Source organism: Streptomyces sp. NPDC058646 (assembly GCF_042716875.1).
Lineage (GTDB): Bacteria > Actinomycetota > Actinomycetes > Streptomycetales > Streptomycetaceae > Streptomyces.
Map to the genome: position 1 here is coordinate 37,300 of NZ_JBHXRK010000025.1, position 17,188 is coordinate 54,487.

Genomic DNA, 17,188 nt, shown 5'->3' on the forward strand with positions numbered 1-17,188 from the left:
CCGTCCGGCCCGGCGCGGGCGAGTCCGGGCTCAGGCCACCAGGCGGGCGCGCAGTGCCTCGACCGTCCCGTCCGGGACGCCGAGCCCCTCGCGCACGTACTTCTCCATCGAGCCGTAGCGCGTCTCGACCTCGTCCAGCGCGGCCCGCAGGTACGAGGGGAAGACCCCGATCAGCGCCAGCGCCAGGTCCGGGTCGCCGCCGGCCGCCGTGAAGCCCTCGATCATCGGGGCGAAGGCCTGCTTGACCGCCGGGTTCACCGAGAGGTACTCGTCCATGAGGGTCTCGTCGTCGGCGCCGAGCAGCGACAGGACGACCGTCGCGCCCCAGCCCGTACGGTCCTTGCCCGCCGTGCAGTGGAAGAGCAGCGGGCCCGCCTGCGGGTCGGCGAGCTCGGTGAGCAGGGTCCGGTACGCGGCCTGGCCGGATCCGGAGGTCACGAACGAGCGGTAGATGTCGGCGAACAGTGCCTGCACCCTGCCGCCGCCCAGGTGCTGCTCGGCCACCACGGGGTCGGCGAGCAGGTCCTTGAGCTGCGCGGCGGCGGGCATCCGGCCGGCGCTCACCTTGTCCGCCAGCACGTCCTCCACCAGGGCGCGGACCCCCGCCGGGATCCGGTCCGGGTACGCCCCGCGCTCCGCCTCGGTGCGGAAGTCGATGACCGTACGCAGGCCCAGCGCGGCCACGGCCGGGTCGGCGTCGAGGTCCAGCCGGTCGAGCTGGCCCGAACGCATGACCAGGCCGGGGCGGACCGCGCGGCCGCCGGACAGCGGGGTGCCGCCGAGGTCGCGGAAGTTGGCGACGGTGGTGGAGGGCGTGGCGGTCATCGTGGCGGCTCCAGCGCGGTGCGAGTTACTCGTGTCATATGACGATCGGTGCAATTTTCCGACGATTCGCTCCGGAAAGGCAATCGGCGGCCAGCGAGACCCCGATGCCGATTCCCAGGGCCGCCAGGTGCCCTGCGTCGGTGAAGGTCCGGTCGCGCCGCAGGACCGGCGCCGCGGCCAGCGCCAGCAGACCCACCCGGGCGGCCGTACGGACCGCCCCGCGTGGCAGGGCCGAGGTCAGGGCGCCGAGCACGGCGTTGAACCCGTAACTGGTCCCCACGTCCAGGGCCCGCCGGACCCCCGGGTCGGGGGTCCCGCGCAGGGCCCCGTAGACCAGAAGGGTCGCGCCCGTGTGCCCGAAGAGGAACACCGCAGCCGTCCACCAGGCCCCGTACGCGTACTCGGCGTACCCGAGGACGGCGACCAGCAGCAGCGCGTAGGGCAGGGGCATCGGCTCCTCTACGACGAAGGCACTGCTGACCAGCGTCTCCCAGCGCCCGGCCGCGAGATTGTCGACATTCGTCGAACAGGTCCGCAGCACCCGGTCCCGTTCCGCCGGACCGACCCGCTCCAGCGCGTACGACCCGAGCTGCACCGCGCCCGCGTACACCGCTCCCAGTGGCAAAGGATTCACCCGCCCATGATCGGCCACCACCCTCCGGCGGGCGCCACCGGGCCCCGTGGGAGCATGTCCCGGCCATGCCTGAGAGTTCCGCGCCGCTGCGCGCCGTACGGGCCGCGATGTTCGCGGCGGTGTGCGTCGCTCTGGGTGCGGTGGGGCATTCGTCCATGCCCGGGTCGCAAATTCCCTTTCTGGGGCTTCTGGGTGCTTTCGGGGTGACGGGCGGCCTCGCCTGGCTCGCCGCCGGACGGCGGCGGGGGCCCGTCGGCATCGCCCTCGCGCTGCTCTCCGTACAAGGGGTGCTGCACCTCGTCTTCTCGGGCAGCCAGGCGGCGCGTTCCCCGCATACGGCTCCGCCCGTGCCCGCGCCCGCGTCCGTGCCGGAACCGGTGTACGGACACGGACACGGACACGGAGACGCGCACCACCACGTGCCGGGCGCGGACATGGGCGCGCTGCCCGCCCCGCCCCCGGACCCGGCGGGGACGGCCGACGTGGCCGGGCTGCACGACGCGGCTGGGCTGCACGACGTGGCCGGGCTGCACGACGCGGCCGGGATGGCCGACGTGGCCGGGATGGCCGGGCACGGGGGCGTCGGGATGATCGCCGCGCACGTGCTCGCAGGGCTGTTCTGCGCCCTCTGGCTGGCCCGGGGCGAGGCCGCCCTCTTCCGGCTGACCGCGGTCCTGGGCTCCGCCGCGCTGCTCGCGGCCCGGCCGCTCTCCCGCGCGCTCGCCCTGGTGGCGGTCAGGCCCGCCCCGCCGGCGGCGCCCGCCCCGGCGGCCGGGCGGCCCGCGCGGGACCGGCCGCGCCGGCTGCGCGGGGCCGTGCACGCCCATGCCGTCGTGCGGCGGGGGCCGCCCGGGCGGTGCCCGCACCACCGAGCCACGGCCCCCGGCCGCACTGCCTTCGCCTGAGTGGCGAACGGCGGGGCCGGGGGGCGCTTCCCCCTGTTCCGCCACTGCCTAGGACCACCATGTCCCTTGACGAGATACACCATGTCCGCACGCCGGAAGGCGCCGCTCCGGAAACCGCTGCTCCGGACGGTTCGGCCGCTGCCCCCCGGACCGACGGCTCCCCCGCCCAGGAGGGCGGCCCGACCCGGCGCGGCGGATGGCCGGCCCTGCGCCCGCTGTTCCTGCGCCTGCACTTCTACGCGGGCCTGCTGATCGCCCCGCTGCTGTTCCTCGCCGCCACCACCGGCCTGCTGTACGCCGGTTCGTGGCAGGCCGAGAAGTTCCTGTACGCCGACGAGCTGACCGTTGCCCGGCCCGGCGGGGAGGTCCGTGCGCTGAGCGCCCAGGTCGAGGCCGCCCGGGCCGCCGCGCCCGGGGGCGAGGTCGTGTCCGTGTCGCCGGCGCCCGACGCCGAGGCCACCACCCGGGTCGTCATGGAGAGCCCCGGGCTCCCGGAGGGCGAGACCCTCACCGTGTTCGTCGACCCGTATACGGCCGAGGTGCGCGGACAGCTCGCCACCGTCGGCGACGCCCTGCCGCTGCGGGCCTGGCTGAGCGAGTTCCACTCCAGCCTCCAGCTCGGGGAGTTCGGCCGCCACTACAGCGAACTCGCCGCGAGCTGGCTGTGGGTGGTCGCGCTCGGAGGCCTCGGCCTGTGGATCGGCCGTCGCCGCAAGCGCGCGGCGGAGCTCGTCCTCCCGGACCGCAAGGCCACCGGCCGGCGCCGGACCCTGTCCTGGCACGGGACCGTCGGCCTCTGGGCCGTCGCCGGACTGGTCCTCCTCTCCGCCACGGGCCTGACCTGGTCGAAGTACGCCGGGGAGAACATCGGGCAGCTCCAGGACGGCCTCGGCGGCGCCACCCCCGCCGTCTCCGCCGCGCTGGACCCCGGCGCGGCCGCCGGCGGCGCCGGCGAGCACGCCGGCCACGTGATGGTGGACGGCATGGAGATGCCGCCCCCCGCGCCGGCCGCCGACATCGGCATCGACCGCGTCGTCGAGGCCGCCCGGGCCGCCGGGGTCACCGAATCCCTCCAGGTGACCCTGCCGGCGAAAGGCAAGGGGTACGTGGTCAAGGAGAAGGACAAGCAGGTGCCGGTGCACCTGGACGCCGTCGCCGTCGACCCCGCCGACGGCCGGGTCATGGACGAACTGCGCTTCGCCGACTACCCGGTGCTCGCCCAGATGACGCGCTTCGGCATCGACCTGCACATGGGCCTGACCTTCGGCCTCGCCAACCAGCTCGCGCTGGCCGCGCTCGCCCTCGCGGTGATGCTCCTCGTGTTCTGGGGCTACCGGATGTGGTGGCTGCGCCGCCCGACGAAGGACCGGAAGCTGTCGGTGGGCCGCGCGCAGCCGCGCGGAGCCTGGCGGAAGCTGCCGGTGACGACCCTGCTCCCGCTGGCCGCGGTGACCGCGGTGGTCGGCTGGTCCGTCCCCCTGCTGGGGATCAGTCTGGTCGTGTTCCTGGCGGTCGACGGCCTGCTCGGCCTCGTCGCTTCCCGCCGCCGCGCGGCCTAGACCCGGACGGCCCGGTGGGTCCGTGCTCCCGAGGGAGCACGGGCCCACCGTCGTGTCAGCGGGCCGGTCAGGGCGCGTACTTGTAGCCCACGCGGCGGACCGTCTGGATCGAACCGCGGTGGGCGGCGCCCAGCTTGCGCCGCAGGCGGGCGATGTGGACGTCCACGGTCCGGCCGTCGCCGACGTGGCCGTAGCCCCAGACCGTGGTCACCAGCTGGTCCCGGCTGTGCACCCGGTGCGGGTGGGCCACCAGGTGGGCCAGCAGCTCGAACTCCAGGTACGTCAGGTCGAGCACCTCTCCGTCGACCTCGGCCGTACGCTGCGCCGGGTCGATGCGGACACGGGTGTCGCCCGCGGCGTCCGGGCCGGGGCCGGCGGACGGGGCCGCGGGGGCCGGCGGGGCGGTGACGGCGTGCGGGGCGAAGGCGATCGGCGGCTGCTGGTCGGCCGGTACGAGGACCAGGTAGCCGACCATGGGCGGCCGGCCCGGCAGCGCGGGCAGCGTGTGCTGGGGTGCGGGCAGCCAGGTGGCCCCGGGCGGCAGCAGGTCCACCACGCGGGTGGCCTCGTCACGGTCCACGGAGCGCAGCCGGTGGCGGGCGCCGGGCGGGAAGGGCGGCAGGGAAGCGGTCGCAGCGGAGGAAGCGGCGGTCAGGGAGCGGGTGTTGGCCATGAGTGGTCAGCTCTTTCACGCGGAGTGGGTGGCAGGAGACGTACGGAAGGACGTCGTCGTACCGCGCAGACCGAAGGCCCCGGAAGGTCCCGTGGGAGGTTCCGGAGGCTTTAGAGGGCCGGCGCGTTCTTCGCGCGGCAACACACCCGGTCGAAATCGTGATCCTGACGGGAAGGCCAGAACGGCTCGAGGTCGCTGCGACCGGTCGAGGTGTGCGAGTAGCTGGCCATGCGCTCATTCAAGCAGAAGTTCGGGGCCGGGGGCAGGTCCCGTCTCAGCCAGTGGAGCGGAATCTCAAATTCCGTGAGGGAGGCCTGCCCGGGCATCCGTAGATCCCCGCCCGTCCGGGAGATTTCGCAGCAACGGGCGACGCCCGCCGGGCCACGGAGGCTCGGCGGGCGTCGGACGGACGGAGTGCTGCGATGGTGCTGACGGGGTGCTTCGGCAGTGCTGCGGAGGGTGTTGCGGGAGCGGGACGGGGCGGTCGGTCCTCAGACCAGGCCGTCCTTCTCCAGGCCGGCGCAGCAGGTGTCCGTGATCAGGCGGGTCACGACGTACGGGTCCACGTTCGCGTTCGGACGGCGGTCCTCGATGTAGCCCTTGCCGTCCTTCTCCACCTGCCACGGGATCCGGACCGAGGCGCCGCGGTCCGAGACGCCGTAGCTGAACTCGTTCCACGGGGCGGTCTCGTGCAGACCCGTCAGCCGCTCGTCGATGCCGGCGCCGTAGTGCTTGACGTGGTCCAGCGGCTTGCTGCCCTCGCCCAGGGCCTCGCAGGCGGAGATGATCGCGCGGTAGTCCTCGCGCATCGCCTTGGTGGAGAAGTTGGTGTGCGCGCCCGCGCCGTTCCAGTCGCCCTTCACCGGCTTCGGGTTGAGCGTCGCCGACACGTTGAAGTCCTCGGCGGTGCGGTAGAGCAGCCAGCGGGCGATCCACAGCTGGTCGGAGACCTCCAGCGGGCCGACGGGGCCGACCTGGAACTCCCACTGGCCGGGCATGACCTCGGCGTTGATGCCGGAGATGCTCAGGCCGGCCGCGAGGCAGTGGTCCAGGTGCTTCTCGACGATGTCGCGGCCGAAGATCTCGTCCGAGCCGACACCGCAGTAGTAGCCGCCCTGCGCGGCCGGGAAGCCGTTGACCGGGAAGCCGAGCGGGCGGGTGCCGTCGAAGAAGGTGTACTCCTGCTCGATGCCGAAGACGGGCTCCTGGGCCGCGAACTTCTCGGCGACCGGGCGCAGCAGGGCGCGGGTGTTCGACTCGTGCGGGGTCATGTCGATGTTCAGGACCTCGCACAGGACGAGGACGTCGTCGCCGCCGCGGATCGGGTCCGGGCAGGAGAAGACCGGCTGCAGCACGCGGTCGGAGGCGTGGCCCTCGGCCTGGTTGGTGCTCGAACCGTCGAAGCCCCAGATCGGCAGCGCGTCGCCGTCGGCCAGGATCTTCGTCTTGGAGCGAAGCTTCGCCGTCGGCTCGGTGCCGTCGATCCAGATGTACTCAGCCTTGTAGCTCACGGGCCCCATCCTCAGACTCTGCGGGTGCTGCTGGTCGCTGCTTCATCGCTGCGGTGATGACCGCAGCGTGCCCGGCCGCGATTTCCCTTCCGTTGCCCGTGTGTGAACCCCGTGTTACCGAGGTTTGCACCCCGGGCCGGCCGGGTCGTGCGGGTCGGTGGGGGAGCGCCCGTCCGGGTGGGGCAGACTGGGCAGGTGAGCATTTCGTCTGATGTGAGCCCCGCTGGAGACGACTCCGGGACCACCGCCGAGCGGACCCCCTCGGACCGCCGCCCCCGGGTCGGGCTGCTGGGAACCGGTCCCTGGGCCCACCGGACCCACGCCCCCGCCCTCGCCGCGCACACCGGTTCCGAGTTCGCCGGGGTCTGGGGCCGCCGGCCCGAGGCCGCCGCCGAGCTGGCGCAGGCGTACGGCGTGAAGGTGTACGAAGACCCGGACGCACTCTTCGCCGACTGTGACGCCGTGGCCTTCGCCCTGCCGCCGGACGTACAGGCTCCGCTCGCCGTGCGCGCCGCGGCCGCGGGCTGCCACCTGCTGCTCGACAAACCCGTCGCCACCACGGTCGGGGACGCCCGGGCCGTGGCCGGCGCCGTCACGCGCCACGGCGTCGCCTCCGTCGTCTTCCTCACCCTCCGGTTCGCCGATCCGACCTCGGGCTGGGTCGAGGAACAGGCCGCCCGTACCGGCTGGTTCACCGCCGCCGCCCACTGGCTCGGCGCCGTCTTCCCGCCCGACGGCACACCCAGCGCCTACGCCGACTCGCCCTGGCGCAAGACCAAGGGCGGGCTGTGGGACGTGGGTCCGCACGCCCTGTCCGTCCTGATCCCGATCCTCGGCGAGGTCACCGCCGTCAGCGCCACCCGCGGCCCCTCCGACGTGGTCCAGCTGGCCCTGCGGCACTCCTCGGGCGCGGCCAGCACCGCCGTCCTCAGCCTGGGCGCGCCGCGCGAGGCCGCCGGGGTGGGCCTGGAGCTGCGCGGGGCCGAGGGCGTGTTCGCGCTGCCCGGCTGGAGCGACGTACCCGGTGCCTACGGACGGGCCCTGGACGCGCTGCTCACCTCGGCCCGGACCGGGGTGCCGGACCCGCGCGGGGCGGAGTTCGGGGCGCGGCTGACGGAGATCCTCGCCGAGGCGCAGGACCAGCTGCCGGCCGTCTGACCGCACCCGCGGCGGCTACTTGATGAGGGCGTTCGCCACGATGACGGCCAGGCCGATCGTGGCGTCCGCCAGGCCGAAGAGCAGGGCCGGCCCGGTCCGGTAGCCGACGCGGAGCGCGACGAAGGCACCCCAGGCGAACAGCAGGGCGGTGTTCACCCCGAGCCCGACGGCGGTGACCCCGTACGGCTCCCAGCCGGCGAACCCGGCGGCGACCAGCAGCAGCACGGTGGGAAGGGCGGCCACGACCATCGGCCACTCGTTCCACAGCGCCCGCAGCAGCAGCCGCCACCGGTGCCCGGCCCCGCCGCTCCGGTGGGAGGCCATGTGGTGCGAGTAGCCGTGCGCGAGGGCGGCCGTCGCCGCGGTGACGAGCACCCAGCTGGCGTCGTAGAAGGGGGTGTACTCCCCGCCCCTCTGGTCCAGCGCGGCGAGCAGGCCGCTGGCGAGGACCGTCCCGTAGACCCCGCAGAACATCCAGTCGGCGCCCCGCCGGGGCGGGGGGACCGCGGGCGCGCCGGGGGTGGGCTGCCGGGCGGACTGCTGGGTGGACTCCTGGCTCACATCGCCCCTTTTCGTCTGGTGAATCCCGGTTTCTTCCGGTTCACCCTACGAGGCGGGATGTGGGGGCGGGATGAAGACCGTCCCCCGCCCGGACGCCGGCCGTCCTGCCCGGCTCGCAGCCGTCCCGTGCGGGGACGGCCGTCCCGGCCGCCCCCGCGTCCCCGTCAGCCCCTGCGGGACAACGCCTCCCGGACGGCCTCCTCGGAGCGGGCGACCACAGCGGTGCCGTCCTCCGCGGTGATGATCGGACGCTGGATGAGCTTCGGGTGCGCGGCCAGATGGGCGATCCAGCGCCCCCGTGCCGCGTCGGTCTCCTCGCGCGGCAGCTCGCGGACGCCGGTCTCGCGGGCCAGCGGGTCCGAGATGCGCGTGATGTCCCAGGGCTCCAGGCCGAGCCGCCCCAGCACCTCGCGGATCTCGTCCTCGGAGGGCACGTCCTCCAGGTAGCGGCGCACGGTGTAGTCGGCGCCCTCGGCGTCCAGCAGGGTCAGCGCGCTGCGGCATTTGGAACAGGCGGGGTTGATCCAGATCTCCATGTTCCCCAGCGTAGTCAGGGCCGGTCCGGCCAGGGCTTCTGTCAGTGGTCGCCGGTAAAATCGAAGGAGAACGACAGGAAGCCAACTACCGTTTGGGAGGCTGTAGATGGCCACTGCCACCACCGTCCGGCAGGTCCAGAAGAAGCCACTGCCGGCGGGCCTGCCCCGCGAGTGGTACGAGCGCCACAACCGCCGCCTGAAGGCGATGCGGCTGGCGATATCCCTGCTCGACTCGGGGACGTACGACGCCCGGCGCGCCACCAACCGGAAGATCCGGACCATGGCCGTCCGGACCGGCGTCCACCGCCCGTCCAACGTCACCTGCAAGATGGTGCGGGCCCTGATCCGCGAAGCGTAGGACCGCCCCGGCGCCGCCCGCCGCGGCGGCCCGGCACCGGGGCGCGTCAGTGCGGAACCTCCGGGAAGCCCGCCGCGGCTTCCCGGCGGCCGTCCGCGTCCGTCGCCCCGTCCGGCGAGAGGAGCAGCAGAGCCACGTCGTCGCGCGGCCCCCCGCCGCTGAAGGCCGCCAGGTCCCGCCACACCGCCCGCACCAGACCCGCCGCATCCCGCGACAGCACCGGTACCCGGGAGGCCAGCGGGTAGAAGTGCCCCGCCCTGTCCCGGGCCTCCGTCACCCCGTCGGTGTACAGCAGCAGCCGGTCCCCGGGCGCCAGCCGCACCTCGGCCACCGGGGAGGGGTCCGGCCCCGCGAGCCCCAGGCCCAGCGGAGGACCGGGCTCCACCAGCAGTTCCCGCACCGAGGTCCCGCTCAGCAGCAGCGGCGGAGGATGCCCGCACGAGACGATCCGAACGAGGCCGGGCCCGGGCGGCCCGGGCGGGAACTCCACCAGCACCGCCGTCACGAACAGCTCCGGCTGCCCGGCGGCCCCCGCCGGGGGCTGCACGGCGTCCGCCAGCAGCCGCCGGTCCAGCCGGGCCGCCACCTCCACCAGCTCCGCGTCGTCCAGCACGGCCTCCCGGAAGGCGCCCAGCAGCGCGGCCACCGTCGCGACCGCAGCCAGGCCGTGTCCCTGCACGTCGGCGACCAGCGCCCGTACCCCGTACGGCCCCGCCCGGACGTCGTACAGGTCGCCGCCGACCAGCGTGCCCCGCTGCGCCGCCCGGTACAGCCCGGAGCAGCGCACCCGGCCCACCCGCTGCGGCACCGGCGGGAGCACCGCCAGCTGGGCCGCCTCCGCCACCGTCCGTACGCTCACCAGCTGCGCGTCCCGGCGCCGCCGCACCCAGGCGATCACCACGCTCAGCAGCCCGACCGCGGCCACCGTGGCCAGGTCGGAACCGCGGGCATGGGCGACGCCGAGGGCCGGTACGCCGAGCAGGAGGAGCACCATCGCGGCGAAGAAGGCGGTCCCGGCGGCCCCGTACGCGAAGGCGGCCACCGGCGGCAGGCCGGCCAGGAAGTACCCCAGCTCCACATCGCCCGGGGTCGCCCGCTGCGCGAGCACCAGCACCACCAGGGCCACCGCGGGCGCGAGCCGGGCCCAGCGCGGCGGCGGCTCCCCGCGCAGCCAGCCAGGTTCCTCGCGTGCGCCTCTCACCCCTCCACCCTCGTACCGGGGCCGCGCCCGCGCGACCCCGGACCCGCCCCACGGGTGGCCGGGGGCGTCCCGGACCACCACAGTGGTGGCGTGACGGACGACGAAGCCCCCGCCCGGACACCGAGCCGGGCACATGCCGAAGCCCATGGTTCCGGTGGCGGCGGCGCGGGGATCAGCACGCGGCTCAACTGGCTGCGCGCCGGTGTCCTCGGCGCCAACGACGGGATCATCTCCACGGCGGGCCTGGTCGTCGGCGTGGCCGGCGCCACCACCTCCCGCCCGGCGATCCTGGCCGCGGGCGTCGCCGGGCTCCTGGCGGGCGCGCTGTCGATGGCGGCGGGGGAGTACGTCTCCGTCAGCTCCCAGCGGGACTCCGAACGGGCCGCGCTGGAGGCGGAGCGGCGGGAACTGGCCGCGGAGCCGGAGGCCGAGCTGGAGGAGCTGACCGAGCTGCTCAGCGACCGGGGACTGAGCCGCGCCGTGGCCCGGGAAGCGGCCGAGCAGCTGACCGAGCGCGACGCGCTGCGGGCCCACGCCCGGGTCGAGCTGGGCATCGACCCCGACGCACTGGCCAATCCCTGGCACGCGGCCCTCGCCAGCCTCGTCGCCTTCACCGTGGGCGCGCTGCTGCCCCTGCTGGCGATCGTCCTGCCCGGCCCGTCCCTGCGGGTCCCGGTCACCGTGGTGTCCGTCCTCGCCGCCCTCACCCTGTGCGGGGTGCTCAGCGCCCGCCTGGGCGGCGCCCCCGTCCCGCGCGCCGTCCTGCGCAACGTACTGGGCGGCGCCCTGGCCATGGCGGTCACCTACGCGGTCGGCACCCGGCTGGGCGCCGCCTCCTGACCGCGCGCCCCAAGCACCCGCACAATCCAGCCCTGCCGGCGGGGCTGGACCCGGCTGGCGTCGACCGCCCCGCCGGCCGGCATGCGCCCGCAGGATCAGCCAGCCGGCGGTTGAGGCGCGGGGCCCGGGTCCGGCGGAGCCGGACGTCACGGGCTACGCCGCCCGGGCATGGCACGTACCGCCGTCCGGGCATGGCACGTACCGCCGCCCGGGCGTGGCGCGTATCACCGTCCGGTCGTGGCGGGCAACGCCGTCCGGGCCTGGCGCGTACCGCCGTCCGGTCGTGGCGGGCTACGCCGCCCGGGCATGGCGCGTACCGCCGTCCGGGTCCGGGTGGCGCCCGGCTCCGCGCGGCACGCCGGACCCGCGCCCCGGATCCGCGCACGCCGGCGCAGCCACCCGGCAGGATGGGGGCATGCGTATCGCGGTCACCGGTTCCACCGGGCTCATCGGCAGTGCCCTCGTACGGTCCCTCCGGGCGGACGGGCACGAGGTGGTCCGCTTCGTGCGGCGGGCCCCCGCCGCCGCGGACGAGGCCCGCTGGGACCCCGCGGCCGGCCGCGTCGACCCGGCCGGGCTGACCGGCTGCGCGGCCGTCGTGCACCTGGCCGGGGCCGGGGTGGGGGAGCACCGCTGGACCGCCGCGTACAAGAAGGAGATCCGCGACAGCCGGGTCCTCGGGACCGCCGCCCTCGCCTCCGCGCTGGCCGCGCTCGACGAGCCGCCCGCCGTCCTGGTCAGCGGCTCCGCCATCGGCTACTACGGCGACACGGGCGACCGGCCCGTGGACGAGGACGCCCCCGCCGGACAGGGGTTCCTGCCCTCGGTCTGCGTGGAGTGGGAAGCGGCCGCGGAACCGGCCCGCGCGGCCGGGATCCGTACCGTCTTCGCCCGGACCGGCCTGGTCGTGTCCGGAGAGGGCGGAGCCTGGGGGCGGCTGTTCCCGATCTTCCGGGCGGGCATCGGCGGCCGGCTCGGCAGCGGCCGCCAGTACTGGTCGTACATCTCCCTGCGGGACGAGATCGCGGCCCTGCGGCACATCGTCGCCGACCCTTCCCTCTCCGGCCCGGTCAACCTCACCGCCCCCGAGCCGCTGACCAACCGCCAGGTGACCGCCGCCATGGGGCGGGTGCTGCGCCGGCCCGCGCTGCTGCCCGTCCCGGCCCCGGCCCTGCGGATCGTGCTCGGGGAGTTCTCCGAGGACGTGCTGGGCAGCCAGCGGGTGCTGCCCGCCCGGCTGCTGGAGTCCGGCTTCGTCTTCCGCGACCCCGGCATCGAGGCGGCGATCCGCGCGGCGCTCTGACCGCCGCGTGCGACCGGTGTGCGACCGTTCGTGACCCGAATGCGACCGCCATGCGACCGGAGTTGACCGGAATAGGCGAGCGAACTCGGGTTCCCCTGGAGTCGGTTGGGGGAAGGAGCATCCCCACACAGCCGCGCCGACCTCGGGGAGGGGCACGTGCTCAGCAGCGCACACCATGCCGCACACCATGCGGACGTCGTCATCGTAGGAGCCGGAGTCTCGGGACTCGCGGCCGCGCACCACCTGATCGCTGCGGGGGTCACCGTCACCGTCCTGGAGGCCGCTGACGGCCCCGGCGGCCGGATGGCCACCGAATCGGCCGACGGGTTCCGGCTGGACCGGATCGGCCAGCTGCTCAACACCTCGTACACGGAACTGACCCGCACCCCCGGCCTGGAAGGGCTCACCCTGCGCCCCTTCGCGCCCGGGGTCCTGGTGCACAGCGACGGCAAACAGTTCCGGGCCGGGGCGCTCACCCCGGCCCGCGCCCTGGCCAGCGGCTCCCTCGACCAGGCCCGGTTCAGCGCCGCCCTCGGCCGGCTCGCCGCCCTGCCGGAGGAGCGCCTGCTCGCCCGCCCCGAACGCACCGCGGCGGCAGCCCTGCGCTCGCGCGGCCTGCCGCCGCGCACCGTCAACGGGGTCCTGCGGCCGCTCCTCAGCACCCTGCTGCGCGACCCGGAGCTCACCACCTCCAGCCGGGTCGCCGACCTCGCCCTGCGCACCTTCGCCCGCGGCCGCCTCGCCGTGCCCGAGGGAGGAGCCTCGGCCCTGCCCGGCCTGCTCGCCGCGGGCCTGCCGCCCGGCACCGTCCGCACCGGCATCCGGGTCCGGTCGGTGGCCACCAACCTGGTCACCACCGAGGAGCACGGCGACTTCAGGTGCCGCTCCGTCCTCCTGGCCACCGGGGCCCGGGCCGCCGCGGCCCTCCTGCCCGGCCTGCGCGTGCCCGAGTTCCACGAGGTCACCGTGCTGCACCACGCCACCGCCGCGCCCGTGCCCTGGGACGGCTCGCTGCTGCTGGACGGCGACCCCCGGTGGCCCGTGGCCCACACCGCCGTCATGAGCGCGGTCGACCCGACACGGGCGCCCGCCGGCCGCGGCCTGGTCACCACGACCGTGCTCGGCCCCCCGCCGCCCGTGCGCACGGTCGCCTCCCGTCTGGCGCGGCTCTACGAGAGCGCCACCCGGGACTGGGAACTCCTGGCCGTCCACCACACCCGGGAGGCCGTCCCGGCCATGCCCCCGTCGCACGACCAGCGCCGCCCGGTACGCGTCCTGGCCGGGCTGTACGTGTGCGGCGACCACCGCGACACCAACACCGTCCAGGGAGCGCTGCGCTCGGCGCGCCGCGCCACCACCGCGGTCCTGCGCGACTTCGGCATCCCGCTCCCGGTCGCGGAGCCCGCCCTCCCGGTGGCGGCCTGACACCGGACCTCCGGCCGGCGCCCGGCCCCCGCCCAGGGGGCCGGGCCCGTCGCTACGAGAGGGCCGCGACCCGGTCCCGGTAGGTCCGTACGGCCGACGCGTCCCGGTACGGCTCCAGCCGGCGCTCGAAGTCCCGTACGTACTCCACCGCGCGCACCGACCGCATCTCCATCGCCTGCTGCGCCGCCTCGGCGCCCAGTGCGCACGCCTGGTCCAGCTCGCCCAGCCCCAGCCGGGCCGTGGCCAGCACCACCCGGCAGAACAGCCGGGACCGCGCGTACGCGGGCGCCCGCAGCTGCAGGGACCGCTCCGCGTGCTGCGCCGAGGCCCGGTACTGCTGGAGGTCCCGGTGGCAGTGCCCGAACTCGTCCGCCAGCTGCGCCTCGTCGAAGAACCGCCCCCAGTGCGGCACGTCGTCCCCCGGCCGGGCCGCGCCCAGCGCCCGCTCGGCCCGCACCAGCGAAGCCGTCGACGCCCGGACCTCGCCCAGCACCGCGTGCCCGCGGGCCTCGGCCGAGTGCAGCAGCGCCTGCACCACCGGAGGCGGACCGGACCCCACGCCCTGCTGGGCGACCCGGGCCAGCTGCACCGCCTCCCGGCCGTGCCCCAGATAGACCGCCTGCCGGCTCATGGTGACCAGCACGTAGCTGCCGTACGGCCGGTCCCCGGCGGCCTGCGCGAGGCGCAGCGCCTGCACGAAGTAGCGCTGGGCCAGTCCGTGCGCGGCGATGTCGTACGAGGTCCAGCCCGCGAGCCGGGTCAGGTCGGCGGCGGCGGAGAACAGCCGCCGCCCGGTGGTCTCCCCGTAGGTCCCGCGGAGCATCGGCTCCGCCTCGTGCTCCAGGTACCGCACCAGCGCCTGCCGCGCGTGCCCGCCCCCGTAGGCCTGGTCCAGGGTCCGGAACAGCTCGCTCACCGACCGCAGCGCCGCGATGTCCCCGCCCGTCACGCGCTGCCCGGGGCCGCGGTCGATCTGCCGCTGCCGGGGCACCGAGGTCCGGCCCTGCACCGGAACCCGGGCCACCGCCGCCGGGTCGGCGCCCCGGCCCACCCGCTCGTCGGCCCGCCCGATCAGCCAGTCCCGGCTGGGCACCACCAGCCCGGCCGGGGTGAAGGCGATCTTCCGCAGTTCGGCGTGGGAGCCGGAGTCCTTGCGCCACAACCCGCTCGCGATGTCCACGGCCTCCTCGGGGGTGGCCGCGAACTCCAGCCCCGCGTACACGGGCGCGCACGCGTCCAGGCCCAGGTCCTGGGCGGAGAGCCGCCGCCCGAGCCGCCGGGTGAAGACCTCCGCGATCAGCGCCGGGGTGGTCCCGCGCGGCTGCTGCCCGCGCAGCCACCGGGTCACGGACGTCTTGTCGTACCGCAGGTCGAGACCGTGCTCCAGGCCGAGCTGGTCGACGCGGCGGGCGAGCCCGGCGTTGGAGAACCCGGCTTCCGCGATCAGCGCCGCGAGCTGCCGGTTGGGGACGCGCTGGGCAGGTCGTTCCGTCATCGGCTCCACGGTTTCCTGACGTGACGGACCGGGGTCCCGGCCCTGTGAACGGCGTGAATGTAGCGGCGAACTCCGCTTGGACCGCCCTGTCTGTCCCACATTCATCCGATCGTGTGCAGAATCGGTAGGGCGCTTTACGGACCGACCCCTTCCGTCCGGGTGCGCCGCCGCCCCGGGGCCTCCGGGGCCGGGGCCCTGACGAGTCGCGGACGGGCCGCCGTACCCTTGCTGCGTGCGGTACGTGCACACAGCAGGTTCAATGAGGAGGCGCTGCGGTGGCTGAGCTTGGGTTTGTCCATCTGGGCTTCGGACCGGATGCCGTCGAGTACACCGAGGCCTGGGAAGAACAGCGGCGCGTGCACGCCGCCCGCTTCGCGGACGGGACGGGCGACACCTGCCTCCTGCTGGAGCACCTGCCGGTGTACACCGCGGGCCGGCGGACCGACCCCAGCGAGCGCCCCCTGGACGGCACCCCCGTCGTCGACGTGGACCGTGGCGGCAAGATCACCTGGCACGGCCCCGGCCAGCTCGTCGGCTACCCGATCATGAAGCTGCCCCGCCCGGTGGACGTGGTCGCGCACGTGCGGCGCCTGGAGGAGGCCCTCATCCGCACGGCGGCCGAGTTCGGCGTGGCGACGACCCGCGTCGAGGGCCGCTCGGGCGTCTGGGTCCTCGGGGACCCCGTCGAGGACCGTCCGAAGCTCGGCGGCCTCTCCCTCGACTTCGACCCGCGGATCGGCGACGACGAGTTCGACCCCCGCATGAACGGCCCCGAGTACGCCCCGTCCAACGCCGGCCAGCGCCGCGAGGACCGCAAGCTCGCCGCCATCGGCATCCGGGTCGCCAAGGGCGTCACGATGCACGGCTTCGCGATCAACGTGAACCCGGACAGCACCTGGTTCGACCGGATCATCCCCTGCGGCATCTGGGACGCCGGTGTGACCTCGCTCTCGTACGAACTGGGCCGCGAGGTCACCATCGCCGAGGTGCTGCCGGTGATCGAGCGGCACCTGAAGGACGTCCTGGAACACGCGGAACTCCGGCCCCGGGAGATCGAGCCGGCCGTGGGCTGACCGCCCCGGGGAATGAGTCCGACCGCCCCCAGGTTGCCGGACGTAAGAGCGTACGAAATTACGGGCGTACCCTGGTGGGCGCCGAAGAATCGAAGTCACAGGGAGCCGGTCGTGTCCGCAGTCGCACCCGACGGACGCAAGATGCTGCGCCTCGAGGTCCGGAACAGCCAGACCCCCATCGAGCGCAAGCCCGAGTGGATCAAGACCCGGGCGAAGATGGGTCCCGAGTACACCAAGATGCAGGCCCTGGTGAAGGGCGAAGGACTGCACACGGTGTGCCAGGAGGCCGGTTGTCCGAACATCTACGAATGCTGGGAGGACCGCGAGGCCACCTTCCTCATCGGTGGCGACCAGTGCACCCGGCGCTGCGACTTCTGCCAGATCGACACGGGCAAGCCCGAGGCCCTCGACCGTGACGAGCCCCGCCGCGTCGGCGAGTCCGTGGTCACCATGGACCTGAACTACGCCACCATCACGGGCGTCGCGCGCGACGACCTGGCCGACGGCGGTGCCTGGCTGTACGCGGAGACCGTGCGCCAGATCCACCAGCAGACGGCGGGCCGCGAGGCCGGCCACACCAAGGTCGAGCTGCTGGCCCCCGACTTCAACGCCGTCCCGGAGCTGCTGGAGGAGGTCTTCGCCTCCCGCCCCGAGGTCTTCGCGCACAACGTCGAGACGGTGCCGCGGATCTTCAAGCGGATCCGCCCCGGCTTCCGCTACGAGCGCTCCCTCGACGTGATCACCAAGGCCCGCGCGTACGGCCTGGTCACCAAGTCGAACCTGATCCTGGGCATGGGCGAGGAGCGCGAGGAGGTCTCGCAGGCGCTGAAGGACCTGCACGAGGCCGGCTGCGAGCTCATCACCATCACCCAGTACCTGCGCCCCTCGCCGCGGCACCACCCCGTCGAGCGCTGGGTCAAGCCGGCCGAGTTCGTGGAGCTGGCGAAGGAGGCCGAGGAGATCGGCTTCTCCGGCGTGATGTCGGGCCCGCTGGTCCGCTCGTCCTACCGGGCCGGGCGGCTCTACCAGCAGGCGATGGAGAAGCGCGGCCGGGTCGAGGCCTAGGAGACGGTCCGCCGCCCGGGCCGGCGCGCGATGGTGTGACGCGCGCTACCGCACCGAGCGTGTGAA

The 17,188-nt window shown here is 74.8% G+C and carries 17 protein-coding genes; 9 read left to right on the forward strand and 8 right to left on the reverse strand.

The window, feature by feature from the left end:
* Positions 1 to 30: 30 nt before the first annotated feature.
* Both ACFWUZ_RS27095 and ACFWUZ_RS27100 read right to left on the reverse strand, forming a co-directional pair.
* Complete coding sequence (locus ACFWUZ_RS27095) at positions 31 to 825, reverse strand: tyrosine-protein phosphatase (protein ID WP_384378115.1); 795 nt, start codon at positions 823 to 825, stop codon at positions 31 to 33.
* A gap of 34 nt (positions 826 to 859) precedes the next feature.
* A complete protein-coding gene (locus ACFWUZ_RS27100; RefSeq protein ID WP_384378118.1) occupies positions 860 to 1,459 on the reverse strand; it encodes a rhomboid-like protein in 600 nt (199 codons plus the stop codon).
* 65 nt (positions 1,460 to 1,524) lie between these two features.
* Here ACFWUZ_RS27100 and ACFWUZ_RS27105 point away from each other — a divergent pair, with 65 nt between their 5' ends.
* Complete coding sequence (locus ACFWUZ_RS27105; protein WP_384378121.1) at positions 1,525 to 2,364, forward strand: hypothetical protein; 840 nt, start codon at positions 1,525 to 1,527, stop codon at positions 2,362 to 2,364.
* Positions 2,365 to 2,423: 59 nt separating this feature from the next.
* Positions 2,424 to 3,923 (forward strand): PepSY-associated TM helix domain-containing protein, encoded by a 1,500-nt coding sequence (locus ACFWUZ_RS27110; RefSeq protein WP_384378124.1) that lies wholly within the window; start codon positions 2,424 to 2,426, stop codon positions 3,921 to 3,923.
* 67 nt (positions 3,924 to 3,990) lie between these two features.
* Here the strand turns inward: ACFWUZ_RS27110 and ACFWUZ_RS27115 are convergent, their stop codons facing one another.
* Positions 3,991 to 4,596, reverse strand: a complete 606-nt coding sequence (locus ACFWUZ_RS27115; RefSeq protein ID WP_384378127.1) for a winged helix-turn-helix domain-containing protein — start codon at positions 4,594 to 4,596, stop codon at positions 3,991 to 3,993.
* Positions 4,597 to 5,087: 491 nt separating this feature from the next.
* Positions 5,088 to 6,107 carry a glutamine synthetase gene (gene glnII / locus ACFWUZ_RS27120; RefSeq protein ID WP_384378130.1) on the reverse strand — a complete coding sequence of 340 codons (1,020 nt, stop codon included), beginning with the start codon at positions 6,105 to 6,107 and terminating at the stop codon, positions 5,088 to 5,090.
* Positions 6,108 to 6,392: 285 nt separating this feature from the next.
* Between glnII and ACFWUZ_RS27125 the strand changes: the two genes are divergently transcribed.
* Positions 6,393 to 7,265: a Gfo/Idh/MocA family protein gene (locus ACFWUZ_RS27125; protein ID WP_384378311.1), complete on the forward strand. Its 873-nt coding sequence runs from the start codon at positions 6,393 to 6,395 to the stop codon at positions 7,263 to 7,265.
* 15 nt (positions 7,266 to 7,280) lie between these two features.
* Here ACFWUZ_RS27125 and ACFWUZ_RS27130 read toward each other — a convergent pair whose 3' ends face one another.
* On the reverse strand, positions 7,281 to 7,826 hold the full coding sequence (locus ACFWUZ_RS27130; protein WP_384378133.1) for a hypothetical protein: 546 nt from the start codon (positions 7,824 to 7,826) through the stop codon (positions 7,281 to 7,283).
* A 164-nt stretch (positions 7,827 to 7,990) separates the two neighbouring features.
* Complete coding sequence (locus ACFWUZ_RS27135) at positions 7,991 to 8,362, reverse strand: ArsC/Spx/MgsR family protein (protein WP_384378136.1); 372 nt, start codon at positions 8,360 to 8,362, stop codon at positions 7,991 to 7,993.
* 106 nt (positions 8,363 to 8,468) lie between these two features.
* Between ACFWUZ_RS27135 and ACFWUZ_RS27140 the strand changes: the two genes are divergently transcribed.
* Complete coding sequence (locus ACFWUZ_RS27140; protein ID WP_384378139.1) at positions 8,469 to 8,720, forward strand: hypothetical protein; 252 nt, start codon at positions 8,469 to 8,471, stop codon at positions 8,718 to 8,720.
* 46 nt (positions 8,721 to 8,766) lie between these two features.
* Here ACFWUZ_RS27140 and ACFWUZ_RS27145 read toward each other — a convergent pair whose 3' ends face one another.
* Positions 8,767 to 9,921 carry a PP2C family protein-serine/threonine phosphatase gene (locus ACFWUZ_RS27145; RefSeq protein ID WP_384378143.1) on the reverse strand — a complete coding sequence of 385 codons (1,155 nt, stop codon included), beginning with the start codon at positions 9,919 to 9,921 and terminating at the stop codon, positions 8,767 to 8,769.
* A 90-nt stretch (positions 9,922 to 10,011) separates the two neighbouring features.
* Between ACFWUZ_RS27145 and ACFWUZ_RS27150 the strand changes: the two genes are divergently transcribed.
* The 3 genes from ACFWUZ_RS27150 to ACFWUZ_RS27160 all read left to right on the forward strand — a co-directional run bounded on the left by ACFWUZ_RS27150 (position 10,012) and on the right by ACFWUZ_RS27160 (position 13,489).
* Positions 10,012 to 10,761 (forward strand): VIT family protein, encoded by a 750-nt coding sequence (locus tag ACFWUZ_RS27150; RefSeq protein ID WP_384378146.1) that lies wholly within the window; start codon positions 10,012 to 10,014, stop codon positions 10,759 to 10,761.
* A gap of 415 nt (positions 10,762 to 11,176) precedes the next feature.
* Complete coding sequence (locus tag ACFWUZ_RS27155) at positions 11,177 to 12,064, forward strand: TIGR01777 family oxidoreductase (RefSeq protein WP_384378149.1); 888 nt, start codon at positions 11,177 to 11,179, stop codon at positions 12,062 to 12,064.
* Between the two features lie 156 nt (positions 12,065 to 12,220).
* Entirely contained in the window at positions 12,221 to 13,489 is a 1,269-nt protein-coding gene (locus ACFWUZ_RS27160) for an FAD-dependent oxidoreductase (RefSeq protein WP_384378152.1), read from the forward strand.
* 52 nt (positions 13,490 to 13,541) lie between these two features.
* On the opposite strand, the gene ACFWUZ_RS27165 is transcribed toward ACFWUZ_RS27160, so the two are convergent.
* Complete coding sequence (locus tag ACFWUZ_RS27165; protein ID WP_384378155.1) at positions 13,542 to 14,984, reverse strand: regulator; 1,443 nt, start codon at positions 14,982 to 14,984, stop codon at positions 13,542 to 13,544.
* Between the two features lie 275 nt (positions 14,985 to 15,259).
* On the opposite strand from ACFWUZ_RS27165, the gene lipB reads away from it, so the two are divergent.
* Together lipB and lipA are read left to right on the forward strand one after the other, a co-directional pair.
* Positions 15,260 to 16,057 (forward strand): lipoyl(octanoyl) transferase LipB, encoded by a 798-nt coding sequence (lipB, locus tag ACFWUZ_RS27170; protein ID WP_384378158.1) that lies wholly within the window; start codon positions 15,260 to 15,262, stop codon positions 16,055 to 16,057.
* Positions 16,058 to 16,168: 111 nt separating this feature from the next.
* Positions 16,169 to 17,122, forward strand: a complete 954-nt coding sequence (gene lipA / locus ACFWUZ_RS27175; protein ID WP_384378161.1) for a lipoyl synthase — start codon at positions 16,169 to 16,171, stop codon at positions 17,120 to 17,122.
* Positions 17,123 to 17,188 lie beyond the last annotated feature (66 nt).

Excerpts from the sequence above, each read along its gene's own strand:
- ACFWUZ_RS27165 (WP_384378155.1), bottom strand. The coding sequence starts at position 14,984 with ATGACGGAACGACCTGCCCAGCGCGTCCCCAACCGGCAGCTCGCGGCG.
- ACFWUZ_RS27115 (WP_384378127.1), bottom strand. The coding sequence starts at position 4,596 with ATGGCCAACACCCGCTCCCTGACCGCCGCTTCCTCCGCTGCGACCGCT.
- ACFWUZ_RS27110 (WP_384378124.1), top strand. The coding sequence starts at position 2,424 with ATGTCCCTTGACGAGATACACCATGTCCGCACGCCGGAAGGCGCCGCT.
- ACFWUZ_RS27095 (WP_384378115.1), bottom strand. The coding sequence starts at position 825 with ATGACCGCCACGCCCTCCACCACCGTCGCCAACTTCCGCGACCTCGGC.
- ACFWUZ_RS27135 (WP_384378136.1), bottom strand. The coding sequence starts at position 8,362 with ATGGAGATCTGGATCAACCCCGCCTGTTCCAAATGCCGCAGCGCGCTG.
- ACFWUZ_RS27155 (WP_384378149.1), top strand. The coding sequence starts at position 11,177 with ATGCGTATCGCGGTCACCGGTTCCACCGGGCTCATCGGCAGTGCCCTC.
- ACFWUZ_RS27105 (WP_384378121.1), top strand. The coding sequence starts at position 1,525 with ATGCCTGAGAGTTCCGCGCCGCTGCGCGCCGTACGGGCCGCGATGTTC.
- ACFWUZ_RS27140 (WP_384378139.1), top strand. The coding sequence starts at position 8,469 with ATGGCCACTGCCACCACCGTCCGGCAGGTCCAGAAGAAGCCACTGCCG.